Annotated in this window: 20 protein-coding genes, 1 rRNA gene and 1 riboswitch; of the genes, 11 read left to right on the top strand and 10 right to left on the bottom strand. The window is 53.8% G+C overall.

Going from position 1 to position 23,550, the window contains the following annotated elements; all coding sequences use genetic code 11:
* Positions 1–41: 41 nt before the first annotated feature.
* Positions 42–4,265, top strand: coding sequence for a DNA-directed RNA polymerase subunit beta' (rpoC, locus tag CRI63_RS09700; RefSeq protein WP_000653944.1), 4,224 nt, complete (start codon positions 42–44; stop codon positions 4,263–4,265).
* Positions 4,266–4,477: 212 nt separating this feature from the next.
* Positions 4,478–5,011: a stationary phase growth adaptation protein gene (locus CRI63_RS09695; protein ID WP_135519383.1), complete on the top strand. Its 534-nt coding sequence runs from the start codon at positions 4,478–4,480 to the stop codon at positions 5,009–5,011.
* A gap of 415 nt (positions 5,012–5,426) precedes the next feature.
* Here CRI63_RS09695 and thiH read toward each other — a convergent pair whose 3' ends face one another.
* From thiH to CRI63_RS09660, 7 genes are all read right to left on the bottom strand, one after another.
* Entirely contained in the window at positions 5,427–6,560 is a 1,134-nt protein-coding gene (gene thiH / locus CRI63_RS09690; RefSeq protein WP_135519380.1) for a 2-iminoacetate synthase ThiH, read from the bottom strand.
* Positions 6,557–7,327, bottom strand: coding sequence for a thiazole synthase (gene thiG, locus CRI63_RS09685; RefSeq protein ID WP_052920584.1), 771 nt, complete (start codon positions 7,325–7,327; stop codon positions 6,557–6,559). Before thiG ends, thiH begins: the two co-directional genes overlap by 4 nt.
* 1 nt (position 7,328) lies before the next feature.
* The gene (gene thiS / locus CRI63_RS09680; RefSeq protein ID WP_112793987.1) at positions 7,329–7,529 is read right to left on the bottom strand and encodes a sulfur carrier protein ThiS; all 201 of its coding nucleotides are present in this window, start codon (positions 7,527–7,529) and stop codon (positions 7,329–7,331) included.
* A complete protein-coding gene (thiF, locus tag CRI63_RS09675) occupies positions 7,513–8,268 on the bottom strand; it encodes a thiazole biosynthesis adenylyltransferase ThiF (RefSeq protein ID WP_135519377.1) in 756 nt (251 codons plus the stop codon). Before thiF ends, thiS begins: the two co-directional genes overlap by 17 nt.
* Positions 8,261–8,896, bottom strand: a complete 636-nt coding sequence (thiE, locus tag CRI63_RS09670) for a thiamine phosphate synthase (RefSeq protein ID WP_135519592.1) — start codon at positions 8,894–8,896, stop codon at positions 8,261–8,263. The genes thiF and thiE overlap by 8 nt, the downstream gene beginning before the upstream one ends.
* Positions 8,896–10,791, bottom strand: a complete 1,896-nt coding sequence (gene thiC / locus CRI63_RS09665) for a phosphomethylpyrimidine synthase ThiC (RefSeq protein ID WP_135519374.1) — start codon at positions 10,789–10,791, stop codon at positions 8,896–8,898. The genes thiE and thiC overlap by 1 nt, the downstream gene beginning before the upstream one ends.
* A gap of 79 nt (positions 10,792–10,870) precedes the next feature.
* Positions 10,871–10,971: riboswitch (TPP riboswitch) on the bottom strand.
* 51 nt (positions 10,972–11,022) lie between these two features.
* Positions 11,023–11,499 (bottom strand): Rsd/AlgQ family anti-sigma factor, encoded by a 477-nt coding sequence (locus tag CRI63_RS09660; RefSeq protein ID WP_064530412.1) that lies wholly within the window; start codon positions 11,497–11,499, stop codon positions 11,023–11,025.
* A gap of 94 nt (positions 11,500–11,593) precedes the next feature.
* Between CRI63_RS09660 and nudC the strand changes: the two genes are divergently transcribed.
* From nudC to CRI63_RS09630, 6 genes are all read left to right on the top strand, one after another.
* Positions 11,594–12,367 (top strand): NAD(+) diphosphatase, encoded by a 774-nt coding sequence (gene nudC, locus CRI63_RS09655; protein WP_130259137.1) that lies wholly within the window; start codon positions 11,594–11,596, stop codon positions 12,365–12,367.
* 39 nt (positions 12,368–12,406) lie between these two features.
* Positions 12,407–13,471, top strand: coding sequence for a uroporphyrinogen decarboxylase (gene hemE / locus CRI63_RS09650; RefSeq protein ID WP_130216331.1), 1,065 nt, complete (start codon positions 12,407–12,409; stop codon positions 13,469–13,471).
* Between the two features lie 9 nt (positions 13,472–13,480).
* Complete coding sequence (gene nfi / locus CRI63_RS09645) at positions 13,481–14,152, top strand: deoxyribonuclease V (RefSeq protein WP_130222638.1); 672 nt, start codon at positions 13,481–13,483, stop codon at positions 14,150–14,152.
* A 42-nt stretch (positions 14,153–14,194) separates the two neighbouring features.
* The gene (locus CRI63_RS09640) at positions 14,195–14,785 is read left to right on the top strand and encodes a YjaG family protein (protein ID WP_000940106.1); all 591 of its coding nucleotides are present in this window, start codon (positions 14,195–14,197) and stop codon (positions 14,783–14,785) included.
* Between the two features lie 187 nt (positions 14,786–14,972).
* On the top strand, positions 14,973–15,245 hold the full coding sequence (gene hupA / locus CRI63_RS09635) for a nucleoid-associated protein HU-alpha (protein WP_001044513.1): 273 nt from the start codon (positions 14,973–14,975) through the stop codon (positions 15,243–15,245).
* A gap of 12 nt (positions 15,246–15,257) precedes the next feature.
* A complete protein-coding gene (locus tag CRI63_RS09630) occupies positions 15,258–15,953 on the top strand; it encodes a DUF1481 domain-containing protein (protein WP_032147960.1) in 696 nt (231 codons plus the stop codon).
* Position 15,954: 1 nt separating this feature from the next.
* Here the strand turns inward: CRI63_RS09630 and zraP are convergent, their stop codons facing one another.
* Entirely contained in the window at positions 15,955–16,383 is a 429-nt protein-coding gene (zraP, locus tag CRI63_RS09625; RefSeq protein WP_130222640.1) for a zinc resistance sensor/chaperone ZraP, read from the bottom strand.
* Between the two features lie 237 nt (positions 16,384–16,620).
* Here zraP and zraS point away from each other — a divergent pair, with 237 nt between their 5' ends.
* A complete protein-coding gene (gene zraS / locus CRI63_RS09620; RefSeq protein WP_135519371.1) occupies positions 16,621–18,018 on the top strand; it encodes a two-component system sensor histidine kinase ZraS in 1,398 nt (465 codons plus the stop codon).
* Complete coding sequence (gene zraR, locus CRI63_RS09615) at positions 18,015–19,340, top strand: sigma-54-dependent response regulator transcription factor ZraR (RefSeq protein WP_135519368.1); 1,326 nt, start codon at positions 18,015–18,017, stop codon at positions 19,338–19,340. Before zraS ends, zraR begins: the two co-directional genes overlap by 4 nt.
* Here zraR and purD read toward each other — a convergent pair.
* Positions 19,337–20,626 carry a phosphoribosylamine--glycine ligase gene (gene purD, locus CRI63_RS09610; RefSeq protein ID WP_135385202.1) on the bottom strand — a complete coding sequence of 430 codons (1,290 nt, stop codon included), beginning with the start codon at positions 20,624–20,626 and terminating at the stop codon, positions 19,337–19,339. The genes zraR and purD overlap by 4 nt on opposite strands.
* A gap of 11 nt (positions 20,627–20,637) precedes the next feature.
* A complete protein-coding gene (gene purH, locus CRI63_RS09605; RefSeq protein ID WP_135519365.1) occupies positions 20,638–22,227 on the bottom strand; it encodes a bifunctional phosphoribosylaminoimidazolecarboxamide formyltransferase/IMP cyclohydrolase in 1,590 nt (529 codons plus the stop codon).
* A gap of 618 nt (positions 22,228–22,845) precedes the next feature.
* On the opposite strand from purH, the gene CRI63_RS09600 reads away from it, so the two are divergent.
* Positions 22,846–23,550: ribosomal RNA gene (locus CRI63_RS09600) — 16S ribosomal RNA — on the top strand; the annotation flags it as partial.

The following is a 23,550-nucleotide window of genomic DNA, read 5'->3' as shown; positions in this document are numbered from 1 at the left end:
ACCCGGCAGCGGATTGTGCTAACTCCGACGGGAGCAAATCCGTGAAAGATTTATTAAAGTTTCTGAAAGCGCAGACTAAAACCGAAGAGTTTGATGCGATCAAAATTGCTCTGGCTTCGCCAGACATGATCCGTTCATGGTCTTTCGGTGAAGTTAAAAAGCCGGAAACCATCAACTACCGTACGTTCAAACCAGAACGTGACGGCCTTTTCTGCGCCCGTATCTTTGGGCCGGTAAAAGATTACGAGTGCCTGTGCGGTAAGTACAAGCGCCTGAAACACCGTGGCGTCATCTGTGAGAAGTGCGGCGTTGAAGTGACCCAGACTAAAGTACGCCGTGAGCGTATGGGCCACATCGAACTGGCTTCTCCGACTGCGCACATCTGGTTCCTGAAATCGCTGCCGTCCCGTATCGGCCTGCTGCTCGATATGCCGCTGCGCGATATCGAACGCGTACTGTACTTTGAATCCTATGTGGTTATCGAAGGCGGTATGACCAACCTGGAGCGTCAGCAGATCCTGACTGAAGAACAGTATCTGGACGCGCTGGAAGAGTTCGGTGACGAATTCGACGCGAAAATGGGTGCGGAAGCAATCCAGGCTCTGCTGAAGAGCATGGATCTGGAGCAAGAGTGCGAACAGCTGCGTGAAGAGCTGAACGAAACCAACTCCGAAACCAAGCGTAAAAAGCTGACCAAGCGTATCAAACTGCTGGAAGCGTTCGTTCAGTCTGGTAACAAACCAGAGTGGATGATCCTGACCGTTCTGCCGGTACTGCCGCCAGATCTGCGTCCGCTGGTTCCGCTGGATGGTGGTCGTTTCGCGACTTCTGACCTGAACGATCTGTATCGTCGCGTCATTAACCGTAACAACCGTCTGAAACGTCTGCTGGATCTGGCTGCGCCGGATATCATCGTACGTAACGAAAAACGTATGCTGCAGGAAGCGGTAGACGCCCTGTTGGATAACGGTCGTCGCGGTCGTGCAATCACCGGTTCTAACAAGCGTCCTCTGAAATCTTTGGCCGACATGATCAAAGGTAAACAGGGTCGTTTCCGTCAGAACCTGCTCGGTAAGCGTGTTGACTACTCCGGTCGTTCTGTAATCACCGTAGGTCCATACCTGCGTCTGCATCAGTGCGGTCTGCCGAAGAAAATGGCGCTGGAGCTGTTCAAACCGTTCATCTACGGCAAGCTGGAACTGCGTGGTCTTGCTACCACCATTAAAGCTGCGAAGAAAATGGTTGAGCGCGAAGAAGCTGTCGTTTGGGATATCCTGGACGAAGTTATCCGCGAACACCCGGTACTGCTGAACCGTGCACCGACTCTGCACCGTCTGGGTATCCAGGCATTTGAACCGGTACTGATCGAAGGTAAAGCTATCCAGCTGCACCCGCTGGTTTGTGCGGCATATAACGCCGACTTCGATGGTGACCAGATGGCTGTTCACGTACCGCTGACGCTGGAAGCCCAGCTCGAAGCGCGTGCGCTGATGATGTCTACCAACAACATCCTGTCCCCGGCGAACGGCGAACCAATCATCGTTCCGTCTCAGGACGTTGTACTGGGTCTGTACTACATGACCCGTGACTGTGTTAACGCCAAAGGCGAAGGCATGGTGCTGACTGGCCCGAAAGAAGCAGAACGTCTGTATCGCTCTGGTCTGGCTTCTCTGCATGCGCGCGTTAAAGTGCGTATCACCGAGTATGAAAAAGATGCAAACGGTGAATTAGTAGCGAAAACCAGCCTGAAAGACACGACTGTTGGCCGTGCCATTCTGTGGATGATTGTACCGAAAGGTCTGCCTTACTCCATCGTCAACCAGGCGCTGGGTAAAAAAGCAATCTCCAAAATGCTGAACACCTGCTACCGCATTCTCGGTCTGAAACCGACCGTTATTTTTGCGGACCAGATCATGTACACCGGCTTTGCATATGCAGCGCGTTCTGGTGCATCTGTTGGTATCGATGACATGGTCATCCCGGAGAAGAAACACGAAATCATCTCCGAGGCAGAAGCAGAAGTTGCTGAAATTCAGGAGCAGTTCCAGTCTGGTCTGGTAACTGCGGGCGAACGCTACAACAAAGTTATCGATATCTGGGCTGCGGCGAACGATCGTGTATCCAAAGCGATGATGGATAACCTGCAAACTGAAACCGTTATTAACCGTGACGGTCAGGAAGAGAAGCAGGTTTCCTTCAACAGCATCTACATGATGGCCGACTCCGGTGCGCGTGGTTCTGCGGCACAGATTCGTCAGCTTGCTGGTATGCGTGGTCTGATGGCGAAGCCGGATGGCTCCATCATCGAAACGCCAATCACCGCGAACTTCCGTGAAGGTCTGAACGTACTCCAGTACTTCATCTCCACCCACGGTGCTCGTAAAGGTCTGGCGGATACCGCACTGAAAACTGCGAACTCCGGTTACCTGACTCGTCGTCTGGTTGACGTGGCGCAGGACCTGGTGGTTACCGAAGACGATTGTGGTACCCATGAAGGTATCATGATGACTCCGGTTATCGAGGGTGGTGACGTTAAAGAGCCGCTGCGCGATCGCGTATTGGGTCGTGTAACTGCTGAAGATGTTCTGAAGCCGGGTACTGCTGATATCCTCGTTCCGCGCAACACGCTGCTGCACGAACAGTGGTGTGACCTGCTGGAAGAGAACTCTGTCGACGCGGTTAAAGTACGTTCTGTTGTATCTTGTGACACCGACTTTGGTGTATGTGCGCACTGCTACGGTCGTGACCTGGCGCGTGGCCACATCATCAACAAAGGTGAAGCAATCGGTGTTATCGCGGCACAGTCCATCGGTGAACCGGGTACACAGCTGACCATGCGTACGTTCCACATCGGTGGTGCGGCATCTCGTGCGGCTGCTGAATCCAGCATCCAGGTGAAAAACAAAGGTAGCATCAAGCTCAGCAACGTGAAGTCGGTTGTGAACTCCAGCGGTAAACTGGTTATCACTTCCCGTAACACCGAACTGAAACTGATCGACGAATTCGGTCGTACCAAAGAAAGCTACAAAGTACCTTACGGTGCGGTACTGGCGAAAGGCGATGGCGAACAGGTTGCTGGCGGCGAAACCGTTGCAAACTGGGACCCGCACACCATGCCGGTTATCACCGAAGTAAGCGGTTTTGTACGCTTTACTGACATGATCGACGGCCAGACCATTACTCGTCAGACCGACGAACTGACAGGTCTGTCTTCGCTGGTGGTTCTGGATTCCGCAGAACGTACCGCAGGTGGTAAAGATCTGCGTCCGGCACTGAAAATCGTTGATGCTCAGGGTAACGACGTTCTGATCCCAGGTACCGATATGCCTGCGCAGTACTTCCTGCCGGGTAAAGCGATTGTTCAGCTGGAAGATGGCGTACAGATCAGCTCTGGTGACACCCTGGCGCGTATTCCGCAGGAATCCGGCGGTACCAAGGACATCACCGGTGGTCTGCCGCGCGTTGCGGACCTGTTCGAAGCACGTCGTCCGAAAGAGCCGGCAATCCTGGCTGAAATCAGCGGTATCGTTTCCTTCGGTAAAGAAACCAAAGGTAAACGTCGTCTGGTTATCACCCCGGTAGACGGTAGCGATCCGTACGAAGAGATGATTCCGAAATGGCGTCAGCTCAACGTGTTCGAAGGTGAACGTGTAGAACGTGGTGACGTAATTTCCGACGGTCCGGAAGCGCCGCACGACATTCTGCGTCTGCGTGGTGTTCATGCTGTTACTCGTTACATCGTTAACGAAGTACAGGACGTATACCGTCTGCAGGGCGTTAAGATTAACGATAAACACATCGAAGTTATCGTTCGTCAGATGCTGCGTAAAGCTACCATCGTTAACGCGGGCAGCTCCGACTTCCTGGAAGGCGAACAGGTTGAATACTCTCGCGTCAAGATCGCAAACCGCGAACTGGAAGCGAACGGCAAAGTGGGTGCAACTTACTCCCGCGATCTGCTGGGTATCACCAAAGCGTCTCTGGCAACCGAGTCCTTCATCTCCGCGGCATCGTTCCAGGAGACCACTCGCGTGCTGACCGAAGCAGCCGTTGCGGGCAAACGCGACGAACTGCGCGGCCTGAAAGAGAACGTTATCGTGGGTCGTCTGATCCCGGCAGGTACCGGTTACGCGTACCACCAGGATCGTATGCGTCGCCGTGCTGCGGGTGAAGCTCCGGCTGCACCGCAGGTGACTGCAGAAGACGCATCTGCCAGCCTGGCAGAACTGCTGAACGCAGGTCTGGGCGGTTCTGATAACGAGTAATCGTTAATCCGCAAATAACGTAAAAACCCGCTTCGGCGGGTTTTTTTATGGGTGTAGTTCAGGGGAAGAGCATTTGTCAGAATATTTAATGAATTTCTGGATACTCATAATCAATGTAGAGATGGCTAATATCCTGAAACTGACTGAACTAATTAAGTCAAACTCGGCAAGGATTCGATACTATTCCTGTGTAACTTTCTTAAGGAACGAGAATGAAACAGGAAGTGGAGAAGTGGCGACCTTTTGGACATCCGGATGGTGATATTCGTGATTTATCGTTTCTTGATGCTCATCAGGCTGTCTACGTTCAGCATCATGAGGGCAAAGAGCCTTTAGAGTATCGCTTTTGGGTTACCTACTCTCTTCACTGCTTCACAAAAGATTATGAACATCAGACGAACGAAGAAAAACAATCGTTAATGTACCACGCGCCTAAAGAATCTCGTCCCTTCTGCCAGCACCGTTATAACTTAGCGCGCACACACTTAAAAAGAACTATTTTGTCGCTGCCAGAAAGCAACGTTATTCATGCCGGGTATGGTAGCTATGCCGTGATTGAGGTGGACTTAGACGGAGGAGATAAGGCATTTTACTTTGTTGCGTTCAGGGCTTTCAGGGAAAAGAAAAAACTCCGTTTGCATGTAACTAGCGCTTATCCCATTTCTAAAAAACAGAAAGGTAAGTCAGTGAAATTTTTCACCATTGCCTGCAACTTATTGAGAAATAAGCAGCTTCCTCAGCCCTGAAAATAACAAAACCCACCTTAAGGTGGGTTTCGCCAGAGAATTATCTCTGGTATTCAGAACGCCATTACCGGACTTTGCCTTGACCTTGCGATAATCGCAGGTTGCGGGATGTCTGAATTTCTTCAGTCTGCTGCATCCTGGAAGATGAGAACATGTGTTCTTATTTTCGTCTCTATCATAGTTGAGTATTTACTCTCTTACAATCAGATCTCTTTCATTGCTCAACAGGCGATGGCTTCAGACTTTGCATTACGGAATTTTTAAGAAAGGCAGGGCGAAACGAGGAAGAAGCTTTTCGCCCTGGACAACATTCCTGCTGACGGCACTAACATAAAAAAACACAACGCTTTCAACAACCTTGCGTTTTTCATCTTCCGTAGCGGCTCGGAATAAATTTACGTCCTTACATTCCGTCTCATAGTCTTTGCGAGGCGCGTCCCAGATAGCTGTCCCAGTCTTTCCATACCGGCTGCAAACCCTGAGCGGTTAACGCGGCAGCAACCGCTTCTGGTCTGCGATCGTCGTGCGGTGAGAACTGTTCCAACTCGGGGTGATTATCGGCATAGCCACCGGGCTGCGTTTTCGAAAAAGCGCTGACGTTATTAATTGCCAGCGGAATCACGCGATCGCGAAACCACGGTGATTCCCGCGTGGAGAGTGACAGTTCAATCTCCGGTGCAAGCAGCCGGAAGGCGCAGATGGTTTGCACTAAATGGCGTTCATCCATAATCGACGCAGGCTCAATGCCGCCAGTACATGGGCGCAGGCGCGGGAAGGAGACAGAGTAACGGCTTTGCCAGTAATGCTGTTGCAACCATAGCAAATGTTCGGCAACCATATAGCAGTCAACGCGCCAGCTGTCGGAAAGGCCAATTAGCGCGCCGAGGCCTATCTTATCAATCCCCACGCGACCCAGCCGATCCGGCGTTTCCAGCCGCCAGAAGAAGTCCTGTTTTTTGCCTTTCAGATGATGGCGGGCATATGTCGCCTCGTGATACGTCTCCTGATAAACCATCACGCCATCCAGACCAAGCTGTTTTAGCTCGGCGTATTCCGCCTCCGCCAGCGGTTGTACTTCCATCTGTAGTGAAGAGAACTGTTCACGCAGGGCAGGGAGATGACGACGAAAGTAATCCATCCCCACTTTTGCCTGATGTTCACCAGTGACTAATAGCAGATGTTCAAAGCCCATCTCCCGTATAGCGGCGCTTTCCCTGGCAATATCCGCTTCATCCAGCGTTTTGCGCTTGATGCGATTGCTCATGGAAAATCCGCAGTACGTGCAGTCGTTAGCGCAAAGATTGGAAAGATAAAGCGGGACGTAGAAACTAACTGTGTTGCCAAATCGCTGACGGGTCAGGCGCTGCGCCCGTTGGGCCAGTGGTTCCAGATAGCCACTGGCAGCTGGCGATAACAGCGCCATCATATCGTCGCGGGTGAGTTGCGAGGCATTTAGCGCTCGCTCTACGTCAGCAGCCGTTTTGCCGTTGATACGCAGGCGGATGTCATCCCAGTCCAGTTGTCGCCAGCGATCGCTGAAGGTTTTCATGCCGATGCCTCCAGAAATCCAGTCAGCGGGCTGGTGGCATGAGCAAAATGACTGCGGCTGCCCGGTCCGGACTGACGAGCCAGCAGGCCTGCTTCTACTGCCAGACGAAATGCCTTCGCCATGTTGACGGGATCGTCCGCGACGGCAATCGCCGTATTCACTAACACCGCGTCGGCCCCCATTTCCAGCGCCTGTGCGGCATGGCTGGGAACGCCGATGCCAGCATCAACGACCACCGGAACAGTGGCTTGCTGGATAATAATCTCCAGCATGGCACGGGTTTCCAGTCCCTGATTCGAGCCAATCGGCGCGCCGAGCGGCATCACCGCTGCACAGCCGACTTCTTCCAGACGTTTACACAATACCGGATCGGCCCCGCAGTAAGGCAGCACGACAAATCCCTGTTGTACCAGCGTTTCGGCGGCTTTCAGGGTTTCGATGGGATCGGGCAACAGCCAGCGAGCGTCAGGGTGAATCTCTAATTTTAACCAGTTTGTGCCTAACGCTTCACGAGCCAGATGGGCGGCGAAAATGGCTTCTTCCGCGGTTTTCGCCCCGGATGTATTCGGCAGCAGGGTCACACCCGCCGCGATAAGCGGTTCGAGGATAGCGTCGTTGTGCTGGCGCAAGTCGACACGTTTCATCGCCAGCGTCACCAGTTGGCTGCCGCAAGCGCGGATCGCCTCCACCATCAGTTGTGAAGAGGCGAATTTCCCTGTGCCGGTAAAAAGATGTGAATCAAACGTTTTGTCCGCAATACGTAACATCTCAACCCCCTGCAATAACCTGAAAAAGCAGGATCTGGTCGCCATCCTGCACGATATGTTGCGTCCACTGCTCACGCGGGACGATTTGCTGATTAATCGCCAGAGCCGCGCCCGCTTGTCGTTGGTCGAGTTGCTCCAGTAGTTCGTGAACAGTTTGCCCGGCGGTGCACTGCATCGGTTGATCGTTAAACAGGATCTGCATTGCGTCCTCCGCATACCGGGCAACCACTGGCGCGGCGCAACGCCAGGCTGCGCCACTGGCTCGATTTACCGTCGAACAGTCGGAGTTCTCCCGCCAGCGTCTCTATACCGCTTAATAACTTAATGGCTTCCAGTGCCTGCAAAGTGCCCATAACCCCGACCACCGGGCCAACCACGCCCGCCGTGCGGCAGTTGCGTTCTGGCTCCTGGTTATCTGGCCACAGGCAGCGGTAACACCCCTGCTCCCAGGGCGGCGTCAGTACCATCAACTGACCGCCAAATCCGACCGCGCTGGCGGTGATAAGCGGCGTGTTGAGTGCCACGCAGGCGGCATTAATCTCCTGACGAGTCGCCATATTGTCGGTACAGTCGAGCACCACATCGGCTTGTGCAACCGCATCTTTTAACGCCTCACCCGTTAACCGTTGTTGTAATGCTGTCAGTTGAATGTCGGGATTCAACTGTGTCAGTCGCTGTTGGCTGACCTGCGATTTCGGGCGATCGATATCTTCAGTGGTAAAGAGGATTTGTCGTTGCAGATTGCTTAAATGCACATCGTCGTCATCTGCCAGCACCAGCGTCCCGACGCCAGCACCCGCCAGGTACAACGCAGCGGGCGTACCCAGCCCGCCAAGGCCGATAATCAGTACCTGGCTGTCGAGCAGTTTTTGCTGCCCTTCAATGGCAATATCATCGAGCAGGATTTGACGGCTGTAACGCATAAAGTCACGGTCATTCATCGCCAACTCCTGCAATTTCCAGCAGCTGTGCCGTTGCCAAACGCCAGTCTGCCGCTTGGGTAATGGCACTGACGACGGCGATACTGCCGACACCCGTTGCTATCACCGCAGGCGCGCGTGCCAGACTGATACCGCCAATCGCCACGGTGGGATAATCCGCCAGTCGCTCAATATGCCGTGCCAGTTGCTCCAGTCCCTGCGGTGCAGAAGGCATCTGTTTGGTTTGTGTCGGGAACACATGTCCCAGCGCGATATAAGAAGGGCGTGCTGCCAGCGCGACGTCGATTTCCATATCGTCATGGGTCGAAACGCCCAGCCGCAGGTCTGCCGCGCGGATGGCCTCAAGATCGGTAGATTGCAAATCTTCCTGCCCCAAATGGACGCCATACGCCTGATGCTTGATCGCCAGCCGCCAGTAATCATTAATAAACAGCCGCGCGTTATAGCGGCGGCCCAGCGCAATTGCCGCCACGACATCGGCTTCCACTTCTTCATCGCGTTGATCTTTGATGCGTAGCTGGAGAGTACGTACGCCTGCATCCAACAGACGTTCGATCCACTGTACGCTGTCCACCACCGGGTACAGTCCTAAACGAAAAGGTACAGGAGGAAAATTAGGCTGATACATCATGCTTCCTCCTTACGCAGGTAGATTTCTCCGCCTCTGGCGCGGAAGTTTTCCGACATATCCGCCATTCCCACTTCAATGGTTTGCGCGGCGGCGTAATCACGTACTTCCTGGCTGATTTTCATCGAGCAGAATTTCGGCCCACACATGGAGCAAAAATGGGCGACCTTGCCGGACTCTTGCGGCAGGGTTTCATCGTGATAAGCGCGGGCGGTAAACGGGTCGAGGGCCAGATTAAACTGGTCTTCCCAGCGAAATTCGAAGCGGGCTTTTGACATGGCGTTATCGCGAATTTGCGCGCCCGGATGCCCTTTCGCCAGGTCGGCGGCGTGGGCGGCAATCTTATAGGTGATAAGCCCCTGCTTAACATCTTCTTTATTAGGCAGACCCAGATGCTCTTTTGGCGTTACGTAACAGAGCATCGCGCAGCCAAACCAGCCAATCATCGCCGCACCAATCCCTGACGTGAAGTGGTCATAGCCCGGCGCGATATCGGTAGTTAGCGGCCCCAGAGTGTAAAACGGCGCTTCGTGGCAGTGCTCTAACTCCTCGGTCATATTGCGGCGAATCATCTGCATCGGCACGTGGCCTGGGCCTTCAATCATCACCTGTACGTCATATTCCCAGGCGATTTTGGTCAGTTCGCCCAGCGTATGCAGTTCGGCAAACTGCGCTTCATCGTTGGCGTCCTGAATAGAACCGGGGCGCAGGCCGTCGCCCAGCGACAGCGAAACGTCATAAGCGGCACAGATTTCACAAATTTCGCGGAAGTGTTGATAGAGGAAATTTTCCTGATGATGGGAGAGGCACCATTTCGCCATAATCGAACCGCCACGAGAGACGATACCGGTCAGGCGTTTCGCGGTCATCGGCACGTAGCGCAGCAGCACGCCCGCATGGATAGTGAAGTAATCCACACCTTGCTCGGCCTGTTCCAGCAGCGTGTCGCGGAACGCTTCCCAGGTAAGATCTTCGGCGATCCCGTTAACCTTCTCCAGCGCCTGGTAGATCGGCACAGTACCGATCGGCACCGGGCTGTTACGCAAAATCCACTCGCGGGTTTCGTGAATATAGCGACCTGTGGAGAGATCCATCACCGTATCCGCTCCCCAGCGCGTGGACCATACCAGCTTTTCCACTTCTTCTTCGATGGAAGAGGTGACCGCCGAGTTGCCGATATTGGCGTTAACTTTTACCAGGAAGTTGCGACCAATAATCATCGGCTCCGATTCCGGATGATTAATGTTGGCCGGGATAATCGCACGTCCGGCAGCAACTTCATCACAGACAAATTCCGCAGTGATATTTTCCGGCAGACGTGCGCCAAAGCTCATTCCCGGATGCTGGTGGCGTAAAACTTCGCTACGGATGCGCTCGCGGCCCATATTCTCGCGGATGGCGATGAACTCCATCTCCGGCGTGATGATGCCCTGGCGGGCGTAGTGCAGTTGTGTGACACGGCGTCCTGCTTTGGCGCGTTTTGGCGTTAATACGCCGCTAAAACGCAGCTCGTCGAGGCCATCATCTGCCAGTCGCGCTTTAGTGTAATCGGAACTGCGCACGGTAAGTACTTCGGTATCGCCGCGTGCATCGATCCACGGCTGGCGTAGTTTTGCCAGCCCTTGCTGCACGTTAATGGCGATTTGCGGATCGCCATACGGGCCGGAGGTGTCGTAGACCGGAATCGCTTCGTTTTCTTCGTACTGCGGCTGTTCTTTGCTGCCGCCAATTAGCGTCGGGCTAAGCTGGATCTCACGCATCGGCACGCGCACGCCGGGGTGTGTGCCTGTGATGTAAATGCGTTTTGAGTTCGGAAAGGCGGTGCCTTCCAGGGTGTCGATAAAATGTTGGGCCTGGGCGCGCTGTTCGCGGCGGGTGAGTTTTGTTGCAGACATAGCTCATTCCAAAAGTTAAGGACGTGGCTTGTCAGACGACGGATGAAGCAAGAGACGATCGCCGCAAAGGCGATGCGATAGCAGATTAACTCTTGTTCCCTTCGCAGGTATTAGCCTGATCAGGTTCCGCGGATCCCGAATAAACGGTCTCAGCCAGTTAAGGCACTCCGACAAGAAATTAGCCCCGCAAACGGGGCGTTGAATGTAAATTACGCGTTAACAGCGCAGAACTCAAGCAGGATGTTTGACGCGGGCGGCGTCAAGCACCAGCAGAATCAGCTTATCTTCCAGCACAAAGCGTGCTTCCAGCGCCTCGCCGATGTCAGATAAAACCTGTTGAAACTCAAGGTAATTATCATGATCGATGGCGGTTTCCAGGCTGGAATCGTAGTAATCCATAATCTGTTGCGTGTTGGCTTCGAGTTGCGGCCAAATCTTCGCGGCATGAGCGAGTTGCCCGTTGCCTTCCAGTTTATGAAGAATGCGTTCATAAATACTGAAATGTCCGGCAGACAGGTAGTCGACCAGACTCTGGCAAAAATCATCAAGGGCTTTTTCATTCAGCCTCATGTACGATTCTTTGCCAGGCTTAATGCCAACCAGATTGTAGTAAGCCACGAGCAGATGCTTACGTACATGTAGCCAGCGATCAACCAGTTTGTTACTTCCTCTGACGTGCTCCGTCAGGTTATCGAGCTGGTTAAGCATGATTGACTCCGCAAGTTTGTATTCAAAAACTGCTCAGTGAGAAATGTAAAAACCATGTTAAACATGCCAGTGATGCAAAGGTAGTGCAAGAGCTATGGATCGTATAATTGAAAAATTAGATCACGGCTGGTGGGTAGTCAGTCATGAACAAAAATTATGGTTGCCGAAGGGAGAATTACCATACGGCGAAGCGGCAAATTTCGATCTTGTGGGTCAGCGCGCACAACAAATCGGCGAATGGCAGGGAGAACCTGTTTGGCTAGTGCAACAGCAGCGTCGTCACGATATGGGCTCGGTGCGCCAGGTCATTGATCTGGATGTCGGGCTGTTTCAATTAGCCGGACGTGGTGTGCAACTGGCGGAGTTTTATCGCTCGCATAAATACTGCGGTTACTGCGGGCATGACATGTATCCGAGCAAAACCGAATGGGCGATGCTATGCAGCCACTGCCGTGAGCGTTACTACCCACAAATCGCTCCCTGCATTATCGTTGCCATCCGTCGCGATGATTCAATCCTACTTGCTCAGCATACCCGGCATCGTAACGGTGTCCATACGGTACTCGCCGGATTCGTCGAAGTGGGCGAAACCCTCGAACAGGCAGTCGCGCGGGAAGTGATGGAAGAGAGTGGCATCAAAGTCAAAAACTTGCGTTACGTGACTTCCCAGCCGTGGCCGTTTCCTCAGTCTTTAATGACCGCGTTTATGGCGGAATATGACAGCGGCGAGATCGTGATCGACCCGAAAGAATTGCTCGAGGCGAACTGGTATCGCTATGACGATTTGCCGTTACTTCCGCCGCCCGGCACCGTAGCGCGCCGTCTGATAGAAGATACGGTGGCGATGTGTCGGGCAGAGTATGAGTGATGATACACTGACCGCCTGACGCACTAAGGAACAGCCAAAATGACCGAACTTAAAAACGATCGTTATCTGCGGGCGCTGCTGCGCCAGCCCGTTGATGTCACTCCAGTATGGATGATGCGCCAGGCGGGCCGCTATCTACCGGAATATAAAGCCACGCGCGCCCAGGCGGGCGATTTTATGTCGCTGTGCAAAAACGCCGAGCTGGCGTGCGAAGTGACTTTGCAACCGCTGCGTCGCTACCCGCTGGATGCGGCGATCCTCTTTTCCGATATCCTCACCGTGCCGGACGCGATGGGGTTAGGGCTCTATTTTGAAGCCGGAGAAGGTCCGCGTTTTACCTCGCCAGTCACCTGCAAAGCCGACGTCGATAAACTGCCAATTCCGGACCCGGAAGATGAGCTGGGTTACGTGATGAACGCGGTGCGTACCATTCGTCGCGAACTGAAAGGCGAAGTGCCGCTGATTGGTTTTTCCGGCAGTCCGTGGACGCTGGCGACCTATATGGTGGAAGGCGGCAGCAGCAAAGCGTTCACCGTGATTAAAAAAATGATGTATGCCGATCCGCAGGCGCTGCACGCGCTACTCGATAAACTGGCGAAAAGCGTCACTCTGTACCTGAATGCGCAGATTAAAGCCGGTGCTCAGGCAGTGATGATTTTCGACACCTGGGGCGGCGTGCTCACCGGGCGCGATTATCAACAGTTCTCGCTCTATTACATGCATAAAATTGTTGATGGTTTACTGCGTGAAAACGACGGTCGCCGCGTGCCGGTCACGCTGTTTACCAAAGGCGGCGGACAGTGGCTGGAAGCCATGGCAGAAACCGGTTGCGATGCGCTGGGCCTCGACTGGACAACGGATATCGCCGATGCACGCCGCCGCGTGGGTGATAAAGTCGCGCTGCAGGGCAATATGGACCCGTCAATGTTGTACGCGCCGCCTGCCCGTATTGAAGAAGAAGTGGCGACAATCCTTGCCGGTTTCGGTCACGGTGAAGGCCACGTCTTTAACCTCGGCCACGGTATCCATCAGGATGTGCCGCCAGAACATGCTGGCGTATTTGTGGAGGCAGTGCATCGCCTGTCTGCGCCTTATCATCAGTAAGGAGTGGTTATGGATCTCGCGTCATTACGCGCTCAACAACTTGAACTAGCTTCTTCTGTGATCCGCGAGGATCGACTCGATAAAGATCCGCCGGATCTGATCGCTGGAGCCGATGTCGGGTTTGAGCAGGGCGGAGAAGTGACGCGAGCGGCGATGGTGCTGCTGAAATACCCCTCGCTTGAGCTGGTGGAGTATAAAGTGGCCCGCATCGCTACTACCATGCCTTACATTCCAGGTTTTCTTTCCTTCCGCGAATATCCTGCGCTGCTGGCCGCGTGGGAGATGCTGTCGCAAAAGCCGGATTTAGTGTTTGTCGATGGTCACGGGATCTCGCATCCGCGCCGTCTTGGCGTCGCCAGCCATTTTGGCTTATTGGTGGATGTGCCGACCATTGGCGTAGCGAAAAAACGGCTCTGCGGTAAATTCGAAGCGCTCTCCAGCGAACCGGGCGCGCTGGCCCCTCTGATGGATAAAGGCGAGCAGCTGGCCTGGGTCTGGCGCAGCAAAGCGCGCTGTAACCCTCTGTTTATTTCTACCGGCCATCGGGTCAGTGTGGATAGCGCGCTGGCGTGGGTACAACGCTGCATGAAAGGCTATCGTCTGCCGGAGCCAACGCGCTGGGCGGACGCGGTGGCCTCGGAACGTCCGGCGTTCATGCGCTATACAGCAAATCAGCCCTAATTCAGGTAAACTGCGGATAATTTCCGTATTTGAGAACTCAACATGTTACAAAACCCGATTCATCTGCGTCTGGAGCGCCTGGAAAGCTGGCAGCATGTCACTTTCATGGCTTGCTTATGCGAACGCATGTACCCCAATTACGCCATGTTCTGCCAGCAAACTGGTTTTGGTGATGGGCAAATTTATCGGCGTATTCTCGATCTCATCTGGGAAACGCTGACCGTTAAAGACGCAAAAGTAAATTTCGACAGCCAACTGGAGAAATTTGAAGAAGCGATCCCGTCAGCCGACGATTTCGATCTGTACGGCGTTTATCCGGCAATTGATGCCTGCGTGGCGTTAAGTGAACTGGTTCATTCGCGTTTGAGTGGCGAAACGCTCGAACACGCGGTGGAAGTGAGTAAGACCTCTATTACCACCGTTGCGATGCTGGAAATGACTCAGGCTGGTCGCGAAATGAGCGATGAAGAGCTGAAAGAAAACCCAGCTGTAGAGCAAGAATGGGACATTCAGTGGGAAATATTCCGACTTTTAGCCGAGTGTGAAGAACGCGATATCGAGCTGATAAAAGGGCTTAGAGCAGACCTGCGTGAGGCGGGTGAGAGCAATATTGGTATAATTTTTCAGCAATAAGACCAGAAAACGTGAATTAACGCCTGATTTGTCGTACCTGGAGTCTTCCCTTTCGCCCCCCGTCTGGTCTACATTTGGGGGGCGAAAAAAAAGTGGCTATCGGTGCGTGTATGCAGGAGAGTGCTATTCTGGCATTTCCGTCGCACTCGATGCTTAGCAAGCGATAAACACATTGTAAGGATAACTTATGAACAAGACTCAACTGATTGATGTAATTGCAGAGAAAGCAGAACTGTCCAAAACCCAGGCTAAAGCTGCTCTGGAGTCCACTCTGGCTGCAATTACTGAGTCTCTGAAAGAAGGCGATGCTGTACAACTGGTTGGTTTCGGTACCTTCAAAGTGAACCACCGCGCTGAGCGTACTGGCCGCAACCCGCAGACCGGTAAAGAAATCAAAATCGCCGCTGCGAACGTACCGGCATTTGTTTCTGGCAAGGCACTGAAAGACGCAGTTAAGTAAGATTGCGTGGCAGTGAACAGTTTTAACGAAGGGGTGGTTTCACCCCTTTTGTCTTTCTGGCGTCGCTCATTGATGCTGGCAGGCGCGCTGTTTCTTACTGCTTGTAGCCATAACTCCTCACTTCCTCCCTTTACCGCCAGTGGATTTGCTGAAGATCAGGGCGCGGTACGCATCTGGCGAAAAGACAGCGGCGATAATGTCCATCTGCTTGCTGTATTTAGCCCGTGGCGCAATGGCGATACCACGACGCGAGAGTATCGCTGGCAGGGCGATAACCTCACGCTTATCAATATCAATGTTTACAGCAAACCGCCGGTGAACATTCGCGCGCGTTTTGACGATCGCGGCGATCTGAGCTTTATGCAACGTGAATCCGACGGGGAAAAGCAGCAGCTTTCTAACGACCAAATTGATTTATATCGTTATCGTGCTGACCAAATCCGCCAGATTAGCGATGCCTTACGTCAGGGGAGAGTCGTGCTGCGTCAGGGGCGCTGGCATGCGATGGAACAGACCGTGACCACCTGCGAAGGGCAAACCATTAAACCTGATTTAGATTCGCAGGCGATAGCGCATATCGAGCGCCGCCAGAGCCGCTCTTCTGTTGATGTCAGCGTGGCATGGCTGGAAGCGCCCGAAGGTTCGCAATTACTGTTAGTGGCAAACTCTGATTTCTGTCGCTGGCAACCCAACGAGAAAACGTTCTGATTTACCAGTGGCCCATTCCCATATGACCGCCACCACCACCGCAGCCGCTGTAACCCATGCCCATTCCGGTACCGCGCGGAATACCCGCTTCAGCCATCGCAATATCCCGTTTCACCCGTAACTCATCTAACGACTGACGCAAAGCCTCCATCTCTTTGGCGACCGCGTTAATTTTGCTGCTATCCGGTGGGTTCGCGGCTAACAGGGCATTGTATTCATAACGCTTCGTCACCAGTTGCTGTTGCAGTGCGCTGCTTTGAGCGTAAAAGTCATTATGGATTTTCTGCCACGCTGTCTGTTGTTCGCTGGTCAAAGGCGCGGCATTTTGTTGCCACATCCCGTGTCCGCCGTGAGCAAATGCAGATGTCGATCCCATCGCCATTGCTGAAAGCGCCATCATCACCAGGGCAATTTTCGTGTTCCGTTTCATGGTTAATCCTCCAGTGGTTGTCTTACTTTGGGTATTGCATCTTTCGTGCCAACGACGAAACGCTGATATGACGGGCAATCTGGCGTGATAAGCGAGTAAAAATGACTCGCCTGCTGTGGTTAGCGAGTCATTTTTACTCATTGAAACTTAAGTCTTTGTGTTACAGCGCAGGGTAAGCGCTGCTAAAAGATGGCATGATTTCTGCTGTCAAAAAGGGATGAACAGGCAAAGAAGAAGATACGTTTTATGCAACGTTCAAAAGACACCTTAGCCAAATGGTTAAGCACGATCCTCCCCATTGTCATTGTTGGGCTGGTGGGATTGTTTGCGGTAACTGTGATTCGTGATTATGGGCGGGCAAGTGAGGCTGACCGTCAGGCATTACTGGAAAAAGGTAATGTGCTCATTCGCGCTCTGGAGTCAGGAAGCCGCGTAGGGATGGGGATGCGAATGCACCATGTGCAGCAACAGGCGCTTCTGGAAGAGATGGCAGGCCAGCCTGGGGTGTTGTGGTTTGCGGTCACCGATGCGCAGGGCATCATCATTCTTCACAGTAACCCCGAAATGGTTGGGCGTGCACTCTATTCGCCGGATGAAATGCAGCAGTTAAAGCCAGAGGAAAACTCCCGCTGGCGACTGCTTGAGAAAGCGGAAACTGCGCCTGCGCTTGAGGTCTATCGTTTGTTCCAGCCAATGTCATCGCCCTGGCGGCATGGCATGCACAATATGCCGCGCTGTAACGGCAAAGCTGTGCCACAGGCAGAAGCACAACAGGCTATTTTCATCGCCGTTGACGCCAGCGATCTGGTTGCAACCCAGAGTGGGGAAAAGCGCAATACCCTGATTATCCTCTTCGCCCTGGCGACGGTCTTGCTGGCAAGCGTGTTGTCATTCTTCTGGTATCGCCGGTATCTGCGCTCGCGCCAGCTGTTGCAGGATGAAATGAAGCGCAAAGAGAAGCTGGTGGCGCTGGGGCATCTGGCGGCAGGCGTTGCCCACGAAATCCGTAACCCACTTTCCTCGATTAAAGGGCTGGCGAAATACTTTGCTGAACGCGCGCCAGCAGGGGGAGAAGCTCATCAACTGGCGCAGGTGATGGCGAAAGAAGCCGACCGTTTAAACCGCGTGGTAAGCGAGCTGCTGGAACTGGTTAAACCAACGCATCTGGCTTTGCAGGCGGTGGATCTCAACACTCTGATTAACCACTCATTACAGCTGGTAAGCCAGGATGCAAACAGCCGGGAGATCCAGTTACGCTTTACCGCCAACGACACATTACCGGAAATTCAGGCAGACCCGGACCGATTGACCCAAGTCCTGTTGAATCTCTATCTCAACGCTATTCAGGCGATTGGTCAGCATGGCGTGATTAGCGTGACGGCCAGCGAAAGCGGCGCAGGCGTGAAAATTAGCGTTACTGATAGCGGTAAGGGAATTGCGGCGGACCAGCTTGAAGCTATCTTCACCCCGTACTTCACCACCAAAGCCGAAGGCACCGGGCTGGGGCTGGCGGTCGTGCATAATATTGTTGAACAACACGGTGGTACAATTCAGGTCGCAAGCCAGGAGGGAAAAGGCTCAACGTTCACCCTCTGGCTTCCGGTCAATATTACGCGTAAGGACCCACAAGGATGACGCACGATAATATCGATATTCTGGTGGTAGATGATGACATTAGCCACTGCACTATTTTGCAGGCATTGCTGCGCGGCTGGGGCTATAACGTCGCGCTGGCGAACAGCGGGCGACAGGCGCTGGAGCAGGTGCGGGAACAGGTTTTTGATCTTGTGCTTTGCGATGTGCGAATGGCGGAGATGGACGGCATTGCCACGCTAAAAGAGATCAAAACGTTAAACCCGGCGATTCCGGTACTGATTATGACCGCTTACTCCAGCGTCGAGACGGCGGTAGGGGCACTGAAAACCGGGGCGCTGGATTATCTCATCAAGCCGCTGGATTTCGATAACCTGCAGGCGACGCTGGAAAAGGCGCTCGCGCATACGCACAGTGTCGATGCTGAAATACCTGCGGTGTCCGCCAGCCAGTTCGGTATGGTCGGTAAAAGCCCGGCGATGCAAAACCTGCTCAGTGAAATCGCCCTTGTCGCGCCATCGGAAGCCACGGTGCTGATCCACGGCGATTCCGGTACCGGTAAAGAGCTGGTCGCCAGGGCGATTCACGCCAGTAGCGCACGTTGCGAAAAGCCGTTGGTAACGCTCAACTGCGCGGCACTCAACGAATCCTTACTGGAATCTGAATTGTTCGGTCACGAAAAAGGGGCGTTTACCGGAGCCGACAAACGGCGGGAAGGGCGCTTTGTTGAAGCGGACGGCGGCACGTTGTTCCTCGATGAAATTGGCGATATCTCGCCGATGATGCAGGTCCGTCTGCTACGTGCGATTCAGGAGCGCGAAGTTCAGCGTGTCGGTAGCAACCAGACTATTTCGGTTGATGTCCGGCTGATTGCCGCGACCCATCGCGATCTTACCGCAGAGGTAAATGCCGGACGTTTTCGCCAGGATCTCTACTATCGCCTGAACGTGGTGGCGATTGAAATCCCGTCGCTGCGTCAGCGGCGGGAGGATATTCCTCTGCTGGCTGGCCATTTTCTTCAGCGCTTTGCCGAACGTAATCGCAAGGCGGTAAAAGGCTTTACGCCCCAGGCGATGGATTTGCTGATTCATTACGACTGGCCGGGAAATATTCGCGAGCTGGAAAACGCGGTGGAACGAGCGGTGGTGCTGCTGACCGGGGAATATATTTCCGAACGCGAGCTGCCGCTGGCGATTGCCAGTACGCCGATCCCGCTGGTCCAAAGTCAGGATATTCAGCCGCTGGTGGAAGTGGAAAAAGAGGTGATTCTGGCGGCGCTGGAGAAAACGGGCGGCAACAAAACCGAAGCCGCCCGTCAGTTAGGGATCACGCGCAAAACGCTATTGGCAAAACTGTCGCGTTAGTTCTGCTCGCGTTCGATAGCGCGCCAGCCGATATCTTTCCGGCAGAAGCAGTCGTCCCAGTGGATATCGGTCATTAAGGCATAGGCGCGTTTCTGCGCTTCAGCTACGGTATGGCCAAGCGCGGTGACGCACAGTACGCGCCCGCCGCTGGTTACCACCTGCTCGTTATCCGCCAGTTTCGTGCCCGCGTGGAACACTTTGCCGCCTGCCACTTCTTCCAGCGGCAGGCCGTGGATCACATCGCCGGTGCGGTAATCGCCCGGATATCCACCCGCAGCCATCACCACGCCGAGAGAAGCACGTTCATCCCACTCGGATGTTTTCTCGTCCAGCTTCCCTTCACAGGCCGCCAGGCAGAGTTCAACCAGATCGGACTTCATGCGCAGCATAATCGGTTGGGTTTCTGGATCGCCAAAGCGGCAGTTAAATTCAATAACCTTCGGGTTGCCCTGTTTGTCGATCATCAGGCCCGCGTAGAGAAAACCGGTGTAGGTGTTACCTTCCGCCGCCATACCTTTCACGGTTGGCCAGATGATACGTTCCATGGTGCGCTGATGAACGTCATCGGTTACTACCGGCGCAGGGGAGTAAGCGCCCATCCCGCCAGTGTTTGGCCCGGTATCTTTATCGCCTACGCGTTTGTGATCCTGGCTGGTGGCCATCGGCAGCACATGCTCGCCGTCCACCATCACGATAAAGCTCGCTTCTTCGCCATCGAGGAACTCTTCGATAACAATGCGATGACCCGCGTCGCCAAACGCGTTGCCCGCCAGCATATCGTGAACAGCCGCTTCCGCTTCTTCCAGCGTCATCGCTACGATAACGCCTTTCCCGGCAGCCAGACCGTCAGCTTTAATGACGATTGGCGCGCCTTTCTCACGCAGATACGCCAGCGCAGGTTCTACCTCGGTGAAGTTCTGGTATTCCGCCGTAGGGATCTTATGGCGGGCCAGGAAATCTTTGGTAAACGCTTTCGAACCTTCCAGTTGCGCAGCACCTGCGGTTGGGCCGAAGATTTTCAGCCCGGCGGCGCGGAAGGTATCAACCACGCCTTTCACCAGCGGCGCTTCCGGGCCGACGATGGTTAGATCTACCTTTTCGTTTTGCGCGAAATCCAGCAGCGCCGGGATATCGGTCACGCCGATAGCGACGTTTTGCAGCGTGGGTTCCAGCGCAGTGCCTGCGTTACCCGGAGCAACAAAAACAGTCTCAACCAGCGGCGACTGGGCCGCTTTCCAGGCCAGCGCGTGCTCGCGCCCGCCGTTACCAATCACTAATACTTTCATCTATTGCTCCATTAATGGCGGAAGTGGCGCATGTCGGTGAAGAGCATCGCAATACCGTGTTCATCGGCGGCGGCAATCACTTCGTCATCACGGATAGAACCGCCAGGCTGGATTACACAGGTCACGCCCGCAGCGGCGGCGGCATCAATACCGTCGCGGAACGGGAAGAACGCGTCAGAAGCCATCGAGGAACCTTTCACTTCCAGGCCTTCATCGGCAGCTTTAATACCGGCGATTTTCGCGGAGTACACGCGGCTCATCTGGCCCGCGCCAATACCGATGGTCATATTATTTTTGGCATAGACGATAGCGTTGGATTTCACGAACTTCGCCACTTTCCAGCAGAACAGCGCATCACGCAGTTCCTGTTCGGTCGGCTGGCGTTTGGTGACGACGCGCAGTTCTTCCGCGCCGACCATCCCCAGGTCACGATCCTGAACCAGCAAACCGCCGTTCACGCGTTTGAAATCAAGACCCGGAGCACGCTCGCCCCACTGACCGCAGATCAGGACGCGAACGTTCTGCTTGGCGGCGGTGATTTTCAGGGCTTCTTCGCTGGCGGACGGCGCAATAATCACTTCAACAAACTGACGAGAAATGATGGCCTGCGCGGTTTCCGCATCCAGCTCGCGGTTAAAGGCAATGATGCCGCCGAATGCGGAGGTTGGGTCGGTTTTGTACGCGCGATCGTAAGCATCAAGAATGGAATTGCCGATAGCCACGCCGCAAGGGTTGGCGTGCTTCACAATCACACATGCTGGCTCGGCGAACTCTTTCACGCACTCCAGCGCCGCATCGGTATCGGCGATGTTGTTATAAGAGAGGGCTTTACCCTGAACCTGGGTTGCGGTGGCAACAGAGGCTTCTTTCACATTCTCTTCTATATAGAAGGCGGCCTGCTGGTGGCTGTTCTCGCCGTAGCGCATATCCTGCTTCTTAATGAAGTTCAGGTTCAGCGTGCGTGGGAAGCGACCGGCGGCTTCTTTGCTTTCACCGTGGTAAGCCGGAACCATGCTGCCGAAGTAGTTGGCAATCATGCTGTCGTAGGCGGCAGTGTGTTCGAAGGCTTTGATGGCGAGGTCGAAACGGGTTGCAAGCGTCAGCGATCCTTCGTTGGCATCCATCTCTTTAATAATGGCGTCATAGTCGCTGCTCTTCACCACGATTGCGACATCTTTATGGTTCTTGGCGGCGGAGCGCACCATCGTTGGGCCGCCGATATCGATGTTCTCAACCGCATCTTCCAGCGAGCAGCCTTCACGAGCGACGGTCTGGGCGAACGGATACAGGTTAACAACCACCATATCGATAGGCTGGATCTGATGTTCTTCCATAATGGCATCGTCCTGGCCGCGACGGCCCAGAATGCCACCATGTACTTTCGGATGCAGGGTCTTCACGCGTCCATCCATCATCTCCGGGAAACCGGTGTAATCGGAAACTTCGGTTACCGGCAGACCTTTTTCTGCTAACAGACGGGCAGTGCCCCCTGTAGACAGCAGCTCCACACCGCGTGCGGAAAGTGCCTGGGCGAATTCGACGATACCGGCTTTGTCAGAAACACTGAGCAGAGCGCGGCGGACTGGACGACGTTGTTGCATGGTAAATCCCCTGGATTTGACTATTACAGAGAGCGTTAGCTGAATTTTTCGCGAAAAACTCAGCTAACGCCCCTAACGGGGCATCCTTATTTTTCGCCCGCATTGTAACGAAAACGTTTGCGCAACGCTCGCGAATTTTTCTCTTTCAATGGCGATCACAATTTTGACAGTGGTTACCGTGGGAAAAATACAGAAATTACATTGATAATTGTGGATAACTCTGTGCGTAAAAAGGTATAAAGCGAGGTTTTGCTGGGGAATGCAGCAGTCAGTCATTTTTTTTGCAATTTTTTCTATTGCGGCCTACGGAGAACTCCCTATAATGCGCCTCCATCGACACGGCGGATGTGAATCACTTCACACAAACAGCCGGTTCGGTTGAAGAGAAAAATCCTGAAATTCAGGGTTGACTCTGAAAGAGGAAAGCGTAATATACGCCACCTCGCGACAGTGAGCTGAAAGCCGCGTCGCAACTGCTCTTTAACAATTTATCAGACAATCTGTGTGGGCACTCGAAGATACGGATTCTTAACGTCGCAAGACGAAAAATGAATACCAAGTCTCAAGAGTGAACACGTAATTCATTACGAAGTTTAATTCTTTGAGCATCAAACTTTTAAATTGAAGAGTTTGATCATGGCTCAGATTGAACGCTGGCGGCAGGCCTAACACATGCAAGTCGAACGGTAACAGGAAGAAGCTTGCTTCTTTGCTGACGAGTGGCGGACGGGTGAGTAATGTCTGGGAAACTGCCTGATGGAGGGGGATAACTACTGGAAACGGTAGCTAATACCGCATAACGTCGCAAGACCAAAGAGGGGGACCTTCGGGCCTCTTGCCATCGGATGTGCCCAGATGGGATTAGCTAGTAGGTGGGGTAACGGCTCACCTAGGCGACGATCCCTAGCTGGTCTGAGAGGATGACCAGCCACACTGGAACTGAGACACGGTCCAGACTCCTACGGGAGGCAGCAGTGGGGAATATTGCACAATGGGCGCAAGCCTGATGCAGCCATGCCGCGTGTATGAAGAAGGCCTTCGGGTTGTAAAGTACTTTCAGCGGGGAGGAAGGGAGTAAAGCTAATACCTTTGCTCATTGACGTTACCCGCAGAAGAAGCACCGGCTAACTCCGTGCCAGCAGCCGCGGTAATACGGAGGGTGCAAGCGTTAATCGGAATTACTGGGCGTAAAGCGCACGCAGGCGGTTTGTTAAGTCAGATGTGAAATCCCCGGGCTCAACCTGGGAACTGCATCTGATACTGGCAAGCTTGAGTCTCGTAGGAGGGGGTAGAATTCAGGTGTAGCGGTGAAATGCGTAGAGA

Source organism: Escherichia sp. E2661, from assembly GCF_004745185.1.
In the GTDB taxonomy this organism is placed as follows: domain Bacteria; phylum Pseudomonadota; class Gammaproteobacteria; order Enterobacterales; family Enterobacteriaceae; genus Escherichia.
This window is presented reverse-complemented; position numbering and strand designations above follow the sequence as displayed.

Excerpts from the sequence above, each read along its gene's own strand:
- CRI63_RS09660 (WP_064530412.1), bottom strand. The coding sequence starts at position 11,499 with ATGCTTAACCAGCTCGATAACCTGACGGAGCACGTCAGAGGAAGTAAC.
- zraR (WP_135519368.1), top strand. The coding sequence starts at position 18,015 with ATGACGCACGATAATATCGATATTCTGGTGGTAGATGATGACATTAGC.
- nudC (WP_130259137.1), top strand. The coding sequence starts at position 11,594 with ATGGATCGTATAATTGAAAAATTAGATCACGGCTGGTGGGTAGTCAGT.
- zraP (WP_130222640.1), bottom strand. The coding sequence starts at position 16,383 with ATGAAACGGAACACGAAAATTGCCCTGGTGATGATGGCGCTTTCAGCA.
- thiG (WP_052920584.1), bottom strand. The coding sequence starts at position 7,327 with ATGTTACGTATTGCGGACAAAACGTTTGATTCACATCTTTTTACCGGC.
- hemE (WP_130216331.1), top strand. The coding sequence starts at position 12,407 with ATGACCGAACTTAAAAACGATCGTTATCTGCGGGCGCTGCTGCGCCAG.
- thiE (WP_135519592.1), bottom strand. The coding sequence starts at position 8,896 with ATGTATCAGCCTAATTTTCCTCCTGTACCTTTTCGTTTAGGACTGTAC.
- hupA (WP_001044513.1), top strand. The coding sequence starts at position 14,973 with ATGAACAAGACTCAACTGATTGATGTAATTGCAGAGAAAGCAGAACTG.
- thiF (WP_135519377.1), bottom strand. The coding sequence starts at position 8,268 with ATGAATGACCGTGACTTTATGCGTTACAGCCGTCAAATCCTGCTCGAT.
- CRI63_RS09695 (WP_135519383.1), top strand. The coding sequence starts at position 4,478 with ATGAAACAGGAAGTGGAGAAGTGGCGACCTTTTGGACATCCGGATGGT.
- purD (WP_135385202.1), bottom strand. The coding sequence starts at position 20,626 with ATGAAAGTATTAGTGATTGGTAACGGCGGGCGCGAGCACGCGCTGGCC.
- thiC (WP_135519374.1), bottom strand. The coding sequence starts at position 10,791 with ATGTCTGCAACAAAACTCACCCGCCGCGAACAGCGCGCCCAGGCCCAA.
- thiS (WP_112793987.1), bottom strand. The coding sequence starts at position 7,529 with ATGCAGATCCTGTTTAACGATCAACCGATGCAGTGCACCGCCGGGCAA.
- CRI63_RS09640 (WP_000940106.1), top strand. The coding sequence starts at position 14,195 with ATGTTACAAAACCCGATTCATCTGCGTCTGGAGCGCCTGGAAAGCTGG.
- thiH (WP_135519380.1), bottom strand. The coding sequence starts at position 6,560 with ATGAAAACCTTCAGCGATCGCTGGCGACAACTGGACTGGGATGACATC.
- nfi (WP_130222638.1), top strand. The coding sequence starts at position 13,481 with ATGGATCTCGCGTCATTACGCGCTCAACAACTTGAACTAGCTTCTTCT.
- purH (WP_135519365.1), bottom strand. The coding sequence starts at position 22,227 with ATGCAACAACGTCGTCCAGTCCGCCGCGCTCTGCTCAGTGTTTCTGAC.